Raw genomic sequence first — 13,780 nt, 5'->3', positions numbered from 1 at the left:
CCGTCGCGGACCGCTGCTAGCCTCACGTGTCCCTGACCCACAACGGAGGAGACGTACGTGCGCAAGGCAGCGCAGATCGCCGGGGCGGCAGCCATCGCCGCGATGCTGCTCAGCGGTTGCGGAAGCAGCGGCGACAACGGCAGCGACAGCAAGCCGAGCAAGACGCCGCAGGCCGCGCCGTCGACTCCGGGAGGCGCCGACCAGCCCGGGGGCGCGGGCTCGGTCGAGGGTGCCTGGAAGGCCGGCGCGAAGAGCAGCCCGCTGATCCTGGTGATCAGCAAGGGCACCGTCGCCTTCAGCAACGGGCACAAGGCCGCCTGCCTGGGCAAGGTCCAGGAGATGGCCGGGATGACCATGGCCGCGGTCAAGTGCACCGACAAGGACACCACCCGCACCATGGGCACCCTCAAGCCCGCCGCCGACGGCAAGACCCTGACCGTCGACTGGAAGAACGGGCCCACCGAGAAGTACACCAAGTCCAGCGACGGCAGCGTGAAGGTCCCGGACATGCCGCAGCTGCCGAGCGGTATGCCCAAGAGCTGACCGCCCGCCGCACGCCGGACCGCCCCTCGCACGACGCACGGCCGCCGCCCGGAACCCCCCGAGGGCTCCGGGCGGCGGCCGCTGTCGTGGCGCGCCGCCGGATCTCAGCGCACGAAGACCCCGGCCTGGCCGGCCAGGTCGAGGAAGTACTGCGGCGCCAGGCCGAGCACCAGCGTGGCCGTGACGCCGACGGCGATGGCCGTGGTCGTCAGCGGACTGGGCACCGCGACGGTCGGGCCGTCCGCCTTGGGCTCGTTGAAGAACATCAGCACGATCACGCGGATGTAGAAGAACGCCGCGATGGCCGACGAGATCACACCGACGACCACCAGCCAGCCCGCTCCGCTCTGCGCCGCCGCCTTGAACACCGCGAACTTTCCGGCGAAACCAGAGGTCAGCGGGATACCGGCGAAGGCCAGCAGAAAGACCGCGAAGACCGCGGCCACCAGCGGCGAACGCCGGCCGAGCCCGGCCCACTTGGACAGCGCGGTGGCCTCGCCGCCCGCGTCCCGCACCAGGGTGACCACGGCGAAGGCGCCGAGCGTCACGAAGGAGTAGGCGCCGAGGTAGAAGAGCACCGAGGAGATGCCGTCCTTGCTGGTGGCGATGACACCGGCGAGGATGAAGCCGGCGTGGGCGATGGAGGAGTAGGCCAGCAGCCGCTTGATGTCGGTCTGGGTGATGGCGACGATCGCCCCGCCCAGCATCGTGAGGATCGCGACGCCCCACATCACCGGCTGCCAGTCCCAGCGCAGGCCCGGCAGGGCGACGTACAGCAGCCGCAGCAGCGCACCGAACGCGGCGACCTTGGTGGCGGCCGCCATGAAGCCGGTGACCGGGGTCGGGGCGCCCTGGTAGACGTCCGGGGTCCACATGTGGAAGGGGACCGCGCCGACCTTGAACAGCAGCCCCATCAGCACCAGCGCCGCACCGATCAGGAGCAGCGCGTCATTGCCCATCGTGCCGGCCAGCGCCGGATCGATCTGCTTGGCGCCGTCCGAGACCACCTCGGCGATCCCGGCGTAGGTGACCGTGCCCGCATAGCCGTACAGCAGGGCCACGCCGAACAGCAGGAAGGCCGACGAGAAGGCGCCGAGGAGGAAGTACTTCACCGCGGACTCCTGTGACAGCAGCCGCTGGCGGCGGGCCAGCGCACACAGGATGTACAGCGGGAGGGAGAAGACCTCCAGCGCGATGAAGAGCGTCAGCAGATCGTTGGCCGCCGGGAAGACCAGCATCCCGCCGACCGCGAAGAGCAGGATGGGGAAGACCTCGGTGGTGGTGAACCCGGCCTTCACCGCGGCCTGTTCGGCGGCGCCGCCGGGGACGGCCGCGGCCTGGGCGGCGAAGGAGTCCACACGCTTGCCGTGCGCCGCCGGATCGAGCCGGCGCTCGGCGAAGGTGAAGACCGCGACCAGGGACACCAGCAGGATCGTGCCCTGCAGGAACAGCGCCGGTCCGTCGACGGCGAGGGCGCCCATGGCCGCGATGTGCGCCTTGGACGAGCCGAAGCCGCCGGCCGCCAGGCCGATCACCGCGGCGAACGCGGCGGCCAGCGCCACCACGGTCAGCAGCAGTTGGGAGAAGTAGCGGTGACGGCGCGGCACGAACCCCTCGATGAGGATGCCGGCCACCGCCGCGCCGAGGACGATCAGTGTCGGCGACAGCTGGGCGTACTCGATGTGCGGCGCCGGGATCTTGCCCGGCGCACCGGCCGCCGCTGTCCACAGGCTGTGGACACTTGCCACGGAACTCACTTCGCGGCCTCCACGTCTTGAGGGCGCACGGTATGGCCGGCCCGGCCTCCACCGGGCACGGCGTCCACCTGCACAGGGGGCTTGGGGTCCTTCTTGTCCACGACGGACAGGGTGTGGCCGACCGCCGGATTGACGAGGTCGGTGAGCGGCTTCGGGTACACCCCGAGGAAGAGCAGCAGCGCGATCAGCGGCGCCACCACCACCAGCTCCCGCACCCGCAGGTCCGGCATGCTCCGCACGTCCTCCTGCACCGGCCCGGTCATCGTCCGCTGGTAGAGGACGAGGACGTACAGCGCGGCGAGGACGATGCCGAGGGTGGCGATGATGCCGATCACCGGATAGCGGCTGAACGTGCCGACCAGGACCAGGAATTCGCTGACGAACGGGGCCAGGCCGGGCAGCGACAGGGTGGCCAGGCCGCCGATGAGGAAGGTGCCGGCGAGGACCGGGGCGACCTTCTGGACGCCCCCGAAGTCCGCGATCAGCCGCGAGCCGCGGCGGCCGATCAGGAAGCCGGCCACCAGCATCAGCGCGGCGGTCGAGATGCCGTGGTTGACCATGTAGAGCGTCGCGCCGCTCTGTCCCTGGGACGTCATCGCGAAGATGCCCATGATGATGAACCCGAAGTGGGAGATCGAGGCGTAGGCGATCAGCCGCTTGATGTCCCGCTGGGCGACCGCCAGCAACGCGCCGTACAGCACGCTGATCAGCGCGAGGACGAGGATGACCGGGGTGGCCCAGCTGCTGGCCCCGGGGAAGAGCTGGAGGCAGAAGCGGAGCATCGCGAAGGTGCCGACCTTGTCGACGACCGCGGTGATCAGCACCGCGACCGGCGAGGTCGACTCGCCCATGGCGCCCGGCAGCCAGGTGTGCAGCGGCCACAGCGGCGCCTTCACCGCGAAGGCGAAGAAGAAGCCGAGGAAGAGCAGCCGTTCGGTGCCGGCTCCGATCTCCAGCTTGCCGGCCGCCCGCGCCTCGACGATCTGCTGCAGCGAGAACGTGCCGGTGCCGAGCTGGTCGGCGGTGACCGCATACAGCCCGATCACCGCGGCCAGCATGATCAGTCCGCCGGCGAGGTTGTAGAGCAGGAACTTCACCGCGGCCGACGACCGCCGGCCCGCGTCCTGTTCCTCGCCGTCCCCGCCCGCCCGGTCCCCGAAGCCGCCGATGAGGAAGTACATCGGGATCAGCATGGCTTCGAAGAAGAGGTAGAAGAGGAAGACGTCGGTGGCCTCGAAGGAGAGGACCACCATCGCCTCGACGGCCAGGATCAGCGCGAAGAAGCCCTGGGTGGGCCGCCAGCGCCGGTTGGGCGTGGCCTCCTCCAGGGGATCGGCGTCATGCCAGCCGGCCAGGATGACGAACGGGATCAGCAACGTGGTCAGCGCGATCAGGGCGACCGCGATGCCGTCCACACCGAGTTCGTAGCGGACGCCGAAGTCGCTGATCCAGGCGTGCGATTCGGTGAGCTGGAAGGGGCCCTTGGCGCCGGGGTCGAAGCGGAACGCGACCACCAGTGCCAGCGCGAAGGTGGCCAGCGAGAACAGCAGCGCGAGCCATTTGGCCGCGGTGCGCTTGGCGGCGGGCAGCGCGGCGGTGGCGATCGCACCGACCGCCGGCACCACGGCCACCGCCGTCAGCAGGGGAAACGACATGGCTCAGACACCCCTCATCAGCAGGGTCGCGGCGACGAGAACGGCGGCCCCGCCCAGCATCTGGACCGCGTACGAACGGACGAATCCGGTCTGCAACCGGCGCAGCAGGCCGGAGAGTGCGCCCATCGAAGCCGCCGTGCCGTTGACCGCACCGTCCACCAGGGAGCGGTCGAGCTGGACGAGTGTGCCGGTGAGTTCTTCCCCACCGCGCACGAACACGACGTGGTTGAAGTCGTCCTGGAGCAGATCGCGGCGGGCCGCCCGGGTCAGCAGCGAGCCGCGCGGGGCGAGCGCCGGAACGGGCTTGCGGCCGTACATCAGCCAGGCGATGCCGACGCCGATGAGCAGCACCACGATCGTCGAGGCGGTGACGGTGGTCGCGCTGACCGGGGAGTGGCCGTGCGCGAACGAGGTGACCGGCTCCAGCCACTTCACAAAGGCCTCGTTGACGCTGAACAGCCCGCCCGCGAAGACCGACCCGAGGGCCAGCACGATCATCGGGACCGTCATGACCTTCGGCGACTCATGGGGATGTACCTCGTCGGGGTTCCAGCGCTTCTCGCCGAAGAACGTCATCAGCATCACCCGGGTCATGTAGAACGCGGTGATCGCCGCGCCCAGCAGGGCCGCGCCGCCGAGGATCCAGCCCTCGGTGCCGCCCTTGGCGAACGCCGCCTCGATGATCTTGTCCTTGGAGAAGAAGCCGGAGAGACCGGGGAAGCCGATGATCGCCAGATAGCCGAGGCCGAAGGTGACGAAGGTGACCGGCAGGTACTTGCGCAGGCCGCCGTAACGGCGCATGTCCACCTCGTCGTTCATGCCGTGCATCACGGAGCCGGCGCCGAGGAAGAGACCCGCCTTGAAGAAGCCGTGGGTGACCAGGTGCATGATCGCGAAGGCGTAGCCGATCGGGCCGAGGCCGGCGGCCAGGATCATGTAGCCGATCTGCGACATCGTCGAGCCGGCCAGCGCCTTCTTGATGTCGTCCTTGGCACAACCGACGATCGCACCGAAGAGGAGGGTGACCGCACCGACCACGACGACCGCCAGCTGGGCGGTCGGCGCGGCATTGAAGATCGCCCCGGAGCGGGTGATCAGATACACCCCGGCGGTGACCATGGTGGCGGCGTGGATCAGGGCCGAGACCGGGGTCGGGCCCTCCATCGCGTCACCGAGCCAGGACTGCAGCGGCACCTGCGCCGACTTGCCGCAGGCGGCCAGCAGCAGCATCAGCCCGATGGCGGTCAGCTTGCCCTCGGACGTGTCACCCGTGGCGGCGAGCACCGGGCCGAAGGCGAAGGTCCCGAACGTCGTGAACATCAGCATGATCGCGATGGACAGGCCCATGTCGCCGACCCGGTTGACCAGGAACGCCTTCTTGGCGGCCGTGGCCGCGCTCGGCTTGTGCTGCCAGAAGCCGATGAGGAGGTACGAGGCGAGGCCGACGCCCTCCCAGCCGACGTACAGCAGGAGGTAGTTGTCGGCGAGGACGAGCAGCAGCATCGCCGCGAGGAAGAGGTTGAGGTAGCCGAAGAAGCGGCGGCGCCGCTCGTCGTGCTCCATATAGCCGATCGAGTAGATGTGGATCAGCGATCCGACACCGGTGATCAGCAGGACGAAGGTCATCGACAGCTGGTCGAGCTGGAAGGCGATATCGGCCCGGAAGCCGCCGACCGGAATCCAGGTGAACAGGTGCTGGTGCAGGGCACGGTCGTCGGCGCCCTTGCCGAGCATGTCGGCGAAGAGCACCACCCCGAGGGCGAACGACGCCACCGAGAACAGCGTGCCGATGAGGTGGCCGGTGCGGTCGAGCCGGGTGCCGCCGCACAGCAGCAGGGCCGCACCGACCAGCGGTGCCGCGACAAGCAGCGCGATCAAATTCTCCACTTTGTGCGACCCCTTACAGCTTCATCAGGCTGGCGTCGTCGACCGAGGCCGTATGACGGGTGCGGAAGATCGACACGATGATCGCCAGGCCGACCACGACCTCGGCCGCGGCGACGACCATCGTGAAGAAGGCGATGATCTGGCCGTCCAGATTCCCGTGCATCCGCGAGAAGGTGACGAAGGCGAGATTGCAGGCGTTGAGCATCAGCTCGATGCACATGAACACCACGATGGCGTTCCGCCTGATCAGCACCCCGGCCGCACCGATGGTGAACAACAGGGCGGCGAGATAGAGGTAGTAGACCGGGTTCATTTCTTGGCCCCCTCCTTGTGCTCCTTCGGCGCCACGCCACCGGACGACGAGGGCCGGGGCTCCTCAAAGCCCCGGCCCAGCCAGTTCTCGGAGCGCTCCTCCAGCGCCTTCAGCTCGGCGAGCGACTCCCCGGAGACATCGCGGATCTGGCCGCGCTCCCGCAGCGTCGGGCTGACGCTCAGCTCGGACGTGGTGCCGTCGGGCAGCAGGCCCGGGATGTCGACGGCGTTGTGCCGGGCGTAGACGCCCGGGGCGGGCAGCGGCGGCACCTGCTTGCCCTCGCGGATGCGCGCCTCGGACTGCTCGCGTTGCGTCCTGGCGCGCTCCGTACGCTCCCGGTGGGTGAGCACCATCGCGCCGACGGCCGCCGTGATCAGCAGCGCGCCGGTGATTTCGAAGGCGAAGACGTACTTGGTGAAGATGAGCGCGGCCAGGCCCTGCACATTGCCGCCGGCGTTGGCCTCGCCCAGGCCGTTGAACTCCTTGAGCGAGGCGTTGCCGATCCCGGCGATCAGCAGGATGCCGAAGCCGATGCCCAGTCCGGCGGCGAGCCAGCGCTGCCCCTTCAGCGTCTCCTTGAGGGAGTCCGCGGCGGTGACACCGACCAGCATGACGACGAACAGGAACAGCATCATGATCGCGCCCGTATAGACGACGATCTGGACGACGCCGAGGAAGTACGCGCCGTTGGCGAGGTAGAAGACCGCCAGGACGATCATGGTCCCGGCGAGCGAGAGGGCACTGTGCACGGCCCGCTTCATCAGGATCGTGCAGAGCGCGCCGCTGACGGCGACGATGCCCAGGATCCAGAACTGCACGGCCTCTCCGGTGGAGGTCATGGAGGCCGCGGCGGCGAGAGAGGTCATGCGTCCGCCTCCTTCCCCTGGGCGTTCCCGTCGGCCTTCTCGCCCTTGGAGACCGCGACCTGACGGACGGTCCCCGGAGCGGCCTCGGTCACCAGGCCCTGGTAGTAGTCCTTCTCCGTCATGCCGGGGTAGATCGCGTGCGGCGAGTCGACCATCGTCTCCGACAGGCCCGCCAGCAGTTCTTCCTTGGTGTAGATGAGCGATTCGCGGGACCGGTCGGCGAGTTCGTACTCGTTGGTCATGGTCAGGGCGCGGGTCGGGCAGGCCTCCACGCACAGGCCGCACAGGATGCAGCGCAGGTAGTTGATCTGGTAGACGCGGCCGTAGCGCTCACCCGGGGAGTAGCGCTCCTCGGCGGTGTTGTCCGCGCCCTCGACGTAGATCGCGTCCGCCGGGCAGGCCCAGGCGCACAGCTCGCAGCCGATGCACTTCTCCAGCCCGTCGGGATGGCGGTTGAGCTGGTGGCGGCCGTGGAAACGCGGCGCCGTCGGCTTCTTCTCCTCCGGGTACTGCTCGGTCAGCCGCTTCTTGAACATGGCCTTGAAGGTCACGCCGAAGCCGGCCACGGGGTTCTGGAACTCAGGCACCGTCGCCCCCCTTTCCGTCGTTTCCATTTTCGTCACTGACAGTGTCCACCCCGCCACTGACAATCAGCTCGCGCTCACGGCGCGGCCGGCGTCGCGGCACCGGTGGCAGGCTCTGTCCGGGCAGCGGCGGCACGGGGAAGCCGCCGGCCATCGGGTCGAAGGCCCCGTCACCGTCCGTCTCCTCCTGCTCCCCGCGCCGGAAGAAGTCCACGAGGAGGGAGATCAGCAGCAGCAGGACGGCGCCGCCGGCGACATAGAGCACGATCTGGGAGAAGTTGTAGCCCTCGTTCTTCAGCGCCCGGACGGTGGCGACCAGCATCAGCCAGACCAGCGAGACCGGGATGAGGACCTTCCAGCCCAGCTTCATGAACTGGTCGTAGCGCACCCGGGGAAGGGTGCCGCGCAGCCAGATGAAGAAGAACAGCAGCAGCTGCACCTTGATCGTGAACCAGAGCAGCGGCCACCAGCCGTGGTTCGCGCCCGCCCAGAACGTGGAGATCGGCCAGGGGGCCTTCCAGCCGCCCAGGAAGAGCGTGATCGCGACCGCCGAGACGGTCACCATGTTGATGTACTCGGCGAGCATGAACATCGCGAACTTGATGGACGAGTACTCGGTGTTGAAGCCGCCGACGAGGTCGCCCTCGGACTCCGGCATGTCGAAGGGCGCACGGTTGGTCTCGCCCACCATCGCGACGATGTAGATGATGAAGGACACCGGCAGCAGCAGGACGTACCACCTGCTCTGCTGCGACTCCACGATGGTCGACGTCGACATCGACCCGGAGTAGAGGAACACCGCCGCGAACGACATGCCCATCGCGATCTCGTACGAGATCATCTGCGCGCACGAACGCAGCCCGCCGAGCAGCGGATAGGTCGAACCGGACGACCAGCCGGCCAGCACGATGCCGTAGATGCCGACCGAGGCCGTGGCCAGGATGTAGAGGATGCCGATCGGCAGGTCGGTGAGCTGCATCGGGGTGCGGACGCCGAAGATCGAGATCTCGTTGCCGGCCGGGCCGAAGGGGATCACCGCGATCGCCATGAAGGCCGGGATGGCCGCCACGACCGGCGCGAGGATGTAGACCACCTTGTCGGCCCGCTTGACGACCAGGTCCTCCTTCAGCATCAGCTTGATGCCGTCGGCGAGGGACTGCAGCATCCCCCAGGGGCCGTGCCGGTTGGGGCCGATGCGCAGCTGCATCCAGGCGACGACCTTGCGTTCCCAGACGATCGAGAACAGCACCGTCAGCATCAGGAACGCGAAGCAGAAGACCGCCTTGATGACGACCAGCCACCACGGGTCGCGGCCGAACATCGAGAGGTCTTCCTGCGCCAGCGCGCCTCCGGTGGCGGCGAGTTGACCGAGCTGCATCATGCGTCCACCTCCTCGGCCGGCTCCGGGGTGCCCGGGACGGCGGAGATCTTCACCAGGTCACCGGGTTGCGCCCCGGTGTCGGCGGCGACGCCACCGCCCGTCGAGTTGAGCGGCAGCCACACCACCCGGTCGGGCATCGGCGTGACCTGGAGCGGCAGGCGGATGGCGCCGGCCGGTCCGGTGACCGCCAGCAGGTCGCCGTCCTTGACCCCGGTCTCCTGCGCGGTGATCTGCGACAGCCGGGCAACGGCGGCGTGCCGGGTGCCGGCCAGCGCCTCGTCGCCCTCCTGGAGCAGCCCCTGGTCCAGCAGGAGCCGGTGTCCGGCGAGGACCGCCTCGCCGGGCTCGGGGCGGGGCAGCGGGCGTCCGCTCTCCCGGGGCTCGTCCGCGTGAGGGCCGTCCCAGCCGCCGAGCCGGTCCAGTTCGCGGCGCGCCGAGCGGATGTCGGGCAGCGCCAGATGGACGTCGAGGGCGTCGGCGAGCATGTGCAGCACCCGGGCGTCGGACAGCAGATGCCGGCGGGCCATCTGGTCCGGTTTGAGGGCGGCCTCGAACAGCCGCGCCCGGCCTTCCCAGTTGAGGAACGTGCCGGCCTTCTCGACCACGGCCGCCACCGGGAGGACCACATCCGCCCGGTCGGTGACCTGCGAGGGCCGCAGCTCCAGGCTGACCAGGAAGCCGACCTCGTCCAGGGCGGCCAGCGCACGGGCCGGGTCCGGCAGGTCGGCGACCTCGACGCCCGCCACCAGCAGGGCGCCGAGCTCGCCGGTCGCCGCGGCCTCGATGATCTGGCCGGTGTCCCGGCCGTGCCGGTGCGGCAGCGCGGCCACGCCCCAGAGGGCGGCGACCTCGTCGCGGGCCCGCGGGTCGGTGGCCGGCCGGCCACCGGGCAGCAGACCGGGCAGTGCGCCCGCCTCGACGGCGCCGCGTTCGCCCGCCCGCCGGGGGATCCACACCAGCCGGGCGCCGGTGGCCAGGCCGGCGCGGACGGCGGAGGTCAGGGCGCCGGGGACACCCGCCAGCCGTTCGCCGACGACGATCACCGCGCCGTCGGCCCGCAGCGCCTCGGCCGCCGCCTGCCCCTCACCGTCCAGGCCGACGCCGCCCGCGAGCGCGTCCAGCCATTCGGTCTCGGTGCCGGGCGCGGCCGGCAGCAGCGTGCCGCCCGCCTTGATCAGCCCGCGGGAGGCGTAACCGGCCAGCCCGAAGGTGCGCTGGCCGCTCTTGCGGTGCGCCTTGCGCAGCCGCAGGAAGACACCGGGCGCCTCCTCCTCGGCCTCGATACCGGCCAGCAGGACGGCCGGCGCCTGCTCCAGCCCGGTGTACGTGACGCCGCTGCCATCGAGGTCCCGGCCGCGCCCGGCCACGCGGGACGCCAGGAAGCCGGCCTCCTCGGCACTGTGCACCCGCGCCCGGAAGTCGATGTCGTTGGTGTCCAGCGCGATCCGGGCGAACTTGGCGTAGGCGTAGGCGTCCTCGACCGTCAGCCGGCCGCCGGTCAGCACTCCGGTGCGGCCCTTGGCGGCGGACAGCCCGCGGGCCGCCGCCTCCAGGGCCTCGGGCCAGCTCGCCGGCTCCAGTTCACCGGACTCCGGGTGGCGTACGAGGGGCTGCTCCAGCCGGTCGCGCTGCTGCGCGTAACGGAAGGCGAACCTCCCCTTGTCGCAGATCCACTCCTCGTTGACCTCGGGATCGTTCGCCGCCAGCCGCCGCATGACCTTGCCGCGCCGGTGGTCCGTACGCGTCGCACAGCCGCCCGCGCAGTGCTCGCACACCGACGGCGAGGAGACCAGGTCGAAGGGGCGGGAGCGGAAGCGGTACGCGGCGGAGGTGAGCGCGCCGACCGGGCAGATCTGGATGGTGTTGCCGGAGAAGTACGACTGGAAGGGGTCGCCCTCCCCGGTGCCGACCTGCTGGAGGGCGCCGCGCTCGACCAGCTCGATCATCGGGTCGCCGGCGATCTGGTTGCTGAAACGGGTGCAGCGCGCACACAGCACGCACCGCTCGCGGTCCAGCAGCACCTGGGTGGAGATCGGCACCGGCTTGGCGAAGGTGCGCTTCTTGCCCTCGAAGCGCGACTCCGGGTCACCGACCTGCATCGCCTGGTTCTGCAGCGGGCACTCGCCGCCCTTGTCGCAGACCGGGCAGTCCAGCGGGTGGTTGATCAGCAGCAGCTCCATCACCCCGCGCTGGGCCTTCTCGGCCACCGGCGAGGTGAGCTGCGACTTGACGACCATGCCGTCGGTGCAGGTGATGGTGCAGGAGGCCATCGGCTTGCGCTGGCCCTCGACCTCCACGATGCACTGCCGGCAGGCGCCCGCCGGGTCCAGCAGCGGGTGGTCGCAGAACCGCGGGATCTCGATGCCGAGGAGTTCGGCGGCACGGATGACCAGCGTCCCCTTGGGGACGGAGATCTCGATGCCGTCGATCGTCAGGGTGACGAGGTCCTCCGGCGGGACCGCGGCCTCGCCGCCCCCGGCAGGGCCCGCGGCGGAGCCGCTGTTCGACCCCGTTGTGGTGACGGTCATGCATTCACCCCCAGGTGAGCGTCGTTGTCGGCCCACAGGGTCGACTTGGCCGGGTCGAAGGGGCAGCCCTTGCCGGTGAGGTGCTGCTCGTACTCCTCGCGGAAGTACTGCAGCGAGGAGAAGATCGGCGAGGCGGCGCCGTCGCCGAGGGCGCAGAAGGACTTGCCGTTGATGTTGTCGGCGATGTCGTTCAGCTTGTCGAGGTCGTCCATCCGGCCCTTGCCGGCCTCGATGTCGCGCAGCAACTGCACCAGCCAGTAGGTCCCTTCGCGGCAGGGCGTGCACTTGCCGCAGGACTCGTGTGCGTAGAACTCGGTCCAGCGGGTGACCGCCCGCACCACACAGGTGGTCTCGTCGAAGCACTGCAGCGCCTTGGTGCCGAGCATCGAGCCGGCCGCGCCGACGCCCTCGTAGTCCAGGGGGACATCGAGGTGTTCGTCGGTGAACATCGGCGTCGAGGAGCCGCCCGGCGTCCAGAACTTCAGCCGGTGGCCGCGGCGCATTCCGCCGCTCATGTCCAGCAGCTGGCGCAGGGTGACACCCAGCGGGGCCTCGTACTGGCCGGGGCGGGCGACATGGCCGCTGAGCGAGTAGAGCGTGAAACCCGGGGACTTCTCGCTGCCCATGGACCGGAACCAGTCCTTGCCCCGGTTCATGATCGCGGGAACCGAGGCGATGGACTCGACGTTGTTCACGACAGTGGGGCAGGCGTACAGGCCCGCCACCGCCGGGAAGGGGGGACGCAGCCGGGGCTGTCCGCGACGCCCCTCCAGCGAGTCCAGCAGCGCGGTCTCCTCACCGCAGATGTACGCGCCGGCGCCCACGTGCACGATCACGTCCAGGTCGAGTCCCGAGCCGAGGATGTTCCTGCCGAGGAAGCCCGCCGCATAGGCCTCGCGCACGGCTTCGTGCAGCCGCCGCAGGACGGGCACGACCTCGCCGCGCAGATAGATGAAGGCGTGGTGCGAGCGGATGGCATGGCAGGCGATCACGATCCCCTCGATGAGGGAGTGCGGGTTCGCGAAGAGCAGCGGGATGTCCTTGCAGGTCCCGGGCTCCGATTCGTCGGCGTTGACGACGAGGTAGTGCGGTTTGCCGTCGCCCTGCGGGATGAACTGCCACTTCATCCCGGTCGGGAAGCCGGCGCCGCCGCGGCCGCGCAGCCCGGAGTCCTTGATGTACGCGATGACGTCGTCCGGGGGCATGGCGAGCGCCTTGCGCAGGCCCTGGTACCCCTCGTGCCGGCGGTAGGTCTCCAGCGTCCAGGGTTCGGGCTGGTCCCAGAAGGCGGACAGGACGGGCGTCAGAAGCTTCTCGGGGTTGGTCTCCCCGCCGGCCTCCGGCCGGGAGGCACCCCCGTGTTCGGCAGCCACGGTCATCACTCCCCCTCCTCTGCTGCGGGTCCGGCCGGATGCTGGTCGTCCGAGGCCGCGGTCTGCTGCGGTGCGTCGTGGGAGCTGGGGTGCCCGGCGGGCGGCTCCTCGGCGGGGTGGCCGGACGGGGGTTCGCCGCCGGTCGCGTCGGTGGTCTCGGCGGTGCGCGGCGCGATGACGTGGTCGGCGCCGCGGCCGGGGACGGCCTCGCCCTTGGCGAGCCGCAGCCCGATCAGCGAGGCGGGGCCCGCTCCGCCGGTGGCCTCGACGGCGCCCGGCCGCTCGTCCGGGAAGCCGGCGAGCATCCGGGCGGTGTCCTTGAAGGTGCACAGCGGCGCGCCGCGGGTGGGCCGCACGCTCCGGCCGGCCCGCAGGTCGTCGACGAGCTGCCGGGCGGACTGTGGCGTCTGGTTGTCGAAGAACTCCCAGTTGACCATCACGACCGGGGCGAAGTCGCAGGCCGCGTTGCACTCGATGTGTTCGAGGGTGACGGCGCCGTCCTCGGTGGTCTCGCCGTTGCCGACGCCCAGGTGCTCCTTGAGGTCCTCGAAGATGGCGTCGCCGCCCATCACCGCGCACAGCGTGTTGGTGCAGACCCCGACCTGGTAGTCACCGCTCGCCTTGCGGCGGTACATGGAGTAGAAGGTCGAGACCGCGGTGACCTCGGCGGTGGTGAGGTCCAGCATCTCCGCGCAGAAGCGGATGCCGGTGCGGGTGACATGCCCTTCCTCGGCCTGGACGAGGTGCAGCAGCGGCAGCAGCGCCGAGCGCGCGCCCGGGTAGCGGGCGATCACCTCCTTGGCGTCCGCCTCCAGCCGGGCCCGTACGTCCACCGGGTAGTCGGGGGCGGGGAGTGCGGGCATCCCCAGCTGCACGTCATGGTTTGCCTCGGT

At 70.1% G+C, this 13,780-nt stretch carries 11 protein-coding genes; 1 reads left to right on the top strand and 10 read right to left on the bottom strand.

The features are described 5' to 3' along the window. Positions 1-57: 57 nt before the first annotated feature. Positions 58-543 carry a hypothetical protein gene (locus OHS81_RS20145; protein ID WP_328386110.1) on the top strand — a complete coding sequence of 162 codons (486 nt, stop codon included), beginning with the start codon at positions 58-60 and terminating at the stop codon, positions 541-543. Between the two features lie 104 nt (positions 544-647). On the opposite strand, the gene nuoN is transcribed toward OHS81_RS20145, so the two are convergent. The 10 genes from nuoN to nuoE are packed head-to-tail and all read right to left on the bottom strand — an operon-like array spanning position 648 to position 13,750. Further along, positions 648-2,300: an NADH-quinone oxidoreductase subunit NuoN gene (gene nuoN / locus OHS81_RS20140; RefSeq protein ID WP_328386109.1), complete on the bottom strand. Its 1,653-nt coding sequence runs from the start codon at positions 2,298-2,300 to the stop codon at positions 648-650. Then, a complete protein-coding gene (locus OHS81_RS20135; RefSeq protein WP_328386108.1) occupies positions 2,297-3,955 on the bottom strand; it encodes an NADH-quinone oxidoreductase subunit M in 1,659 nt (552 codons plus the stop codon). Before OHS81_RS20135 ends, nuoN begins: the two co-directional genes overlap by 4 nt. A gap of 3 nt (positions 3,956-3,958) precedes the next feature. Then, positions 3,959-5,842, bottom strand: coding sequence for an NADH-quinone oxidoreductase subunit L (nuoL, locus tag OHS81_RS20130; protein WP_328386107.1), 1,884 nt, complete (start codon positions 5,840-5,842; stop codon positions 3,959-3,961). Between the two features lie 13 nt (positions 5,843-5,855). Then, positions 5,856-6,155, bottom strand: coding sequence for an NADH-quinone oxidoreductase subunit NuoK (gene nuoK, locus OHS81_RS20125; protein ID WP_018090964.1), 300 nt, complete (start codon positions 6,153-6,155; stop codon positions 5,856-5,858). Next, positions 6,152-7,021 (bottom strand): NADH-quinone oxidoreductase subunit J, encoded by an 870-nt coding sequence (locus tag OHS81_RS20120; RefSeq protein WP_328386106.1) that lies wholly within the window; start codon positions 7,019-7,021, stop codon positions 6,152-6,154. Before OHS81_RS20120 ends, nuoK begins: the two co-directional genes overlap by 4 nt. Beyond that, entirely contained in the window at positions 7,018-7,608 is a 591-nt protein-coding gene (nuoI, locus tag OHS81_RS20115; RefSeq protein ID WP_328386105.1) for an NADH-quinone oxidoreductase subunit NuoI, read from the bottom strand. The genes OHS81_RS20120 and nuoI overlap by 4 nt, the downstream gene beginning before the upstream one ends. After that, positions 7,601-8,986, bottom strand: a complete 1,386-nt coding sequence (gene nuoH / locus OHS81_RS20110; protein ID WP_443058734.1) for an NADH-quinone oxidoreductase subunit NuoH — start codon at positions 8,984-8,986, stop codon at positions 7,601-7,603. Before nuoH ends, nuoI begins: the two co-directional genes overlap by 8 nt. After that, entirely contained in the window at positions 8,983-11,514 is a 2,532-nt protein-coding gene (locus tag OHS81_RS20105; protein WP_328386104.1) for an NADH-quinone oxidoreductase subunit G, read from the bottom strand. Before OHS81_RS20105 ends, nuoH begins: the two co-directional genes overlap by 4 nt. Beyond that, entirely contained in the window at positions 11,511-12,893 is a 1,383-nt protein-coding gene (gene nuoF / locus OHS81_RS20100) for an NADH-quinone oxidoreductase subunit NuoF (protein WP_328386103.1), read from the bottom strand. The genes OHS81_RS20105 and nuoF overlap by 4 nt, the downstream gene beginning before the upstream one ends. After that, a complete protein-coding gene (gene nuoE / locus OHS81_RS20095) occupies positions 12,893-13,750 on the bottom strand; it encodes an NADH-quinone oxidoreductase subunit NuoE (RefSeq protein ID WP_328391282.1) in 858 nt (285 codons plus the stop codon). Before nuoE ends, nuoF begins: the two co-directional genes overlap by 1 nt. Between the last annotated feature and the right edge of the window lie 30 nt (positions 13,751-13,780).

The organism is Streptomyces sp. NBC_00400, from assembly GCF_036048035.1.
Classification (GTDB): domain Bacteria; phylum Actinomycetota; class Actinomycetes; order Streptomycetales; family Streptomycetaceae; genus Streptomyces.
Note: the sequence above shows the minus strand (reverse complement) of the source record. Positions and strands in the feature narration are given on the sequence as shown.

Bases quoted from the DNA above. Each gene is read 5' to 3' on its own strand.
- OHS81_RS20135 (WP_328386108.1), bottom strand. From the start codon at position 3,955: ATGTCGTTTCCCCTGCTGACGGCGGTGGCCGTGGTGCCGGCGGTCGGT.
- nuoK (WP_018090964.1), bottom strand. From the start codon at position 6,155: ATGAACCCGGTCTACTACCTCTATCTCGCCGCCCTGTTGTTCACCATC.
- OHS81_RS20120 (WP_328386106.1), bottom strand. From the start codon at position 7,021: ATGACCTCTCTCGCCGCCGCGGCCTCCATGACCTCCACCGGAGAGGCC.
- nuoH (WP_443058734.1), bottom strand. From the start codon at position 8,986: ATGATGCAGCTCGGTCAACTCGCCGCCACCGGAGGCGCGCTGGCGCAG.
- OHS81_RS20105 (WP_328386104.1), bottom strand. From the start codon at position 11,514: ATGACCGTCACCACAACGGGGTCGAACAGCGGCTCCGCCGCGGGCCCT.
- nuoF (WP_328386103.1), bottom strand. From the start codon at position 12,893: ATGACCGTGGCTGCCGAACACGGGGGTGCCTCCCGGCCGGAGGCCGGC.
- nuoE (WP_328391282.1), bottom strand. From the start codon at position 13,750: ATGCCCGCACTCCCCGCCCCCGACTACCCGGTGGACGTACGGGCCCGG.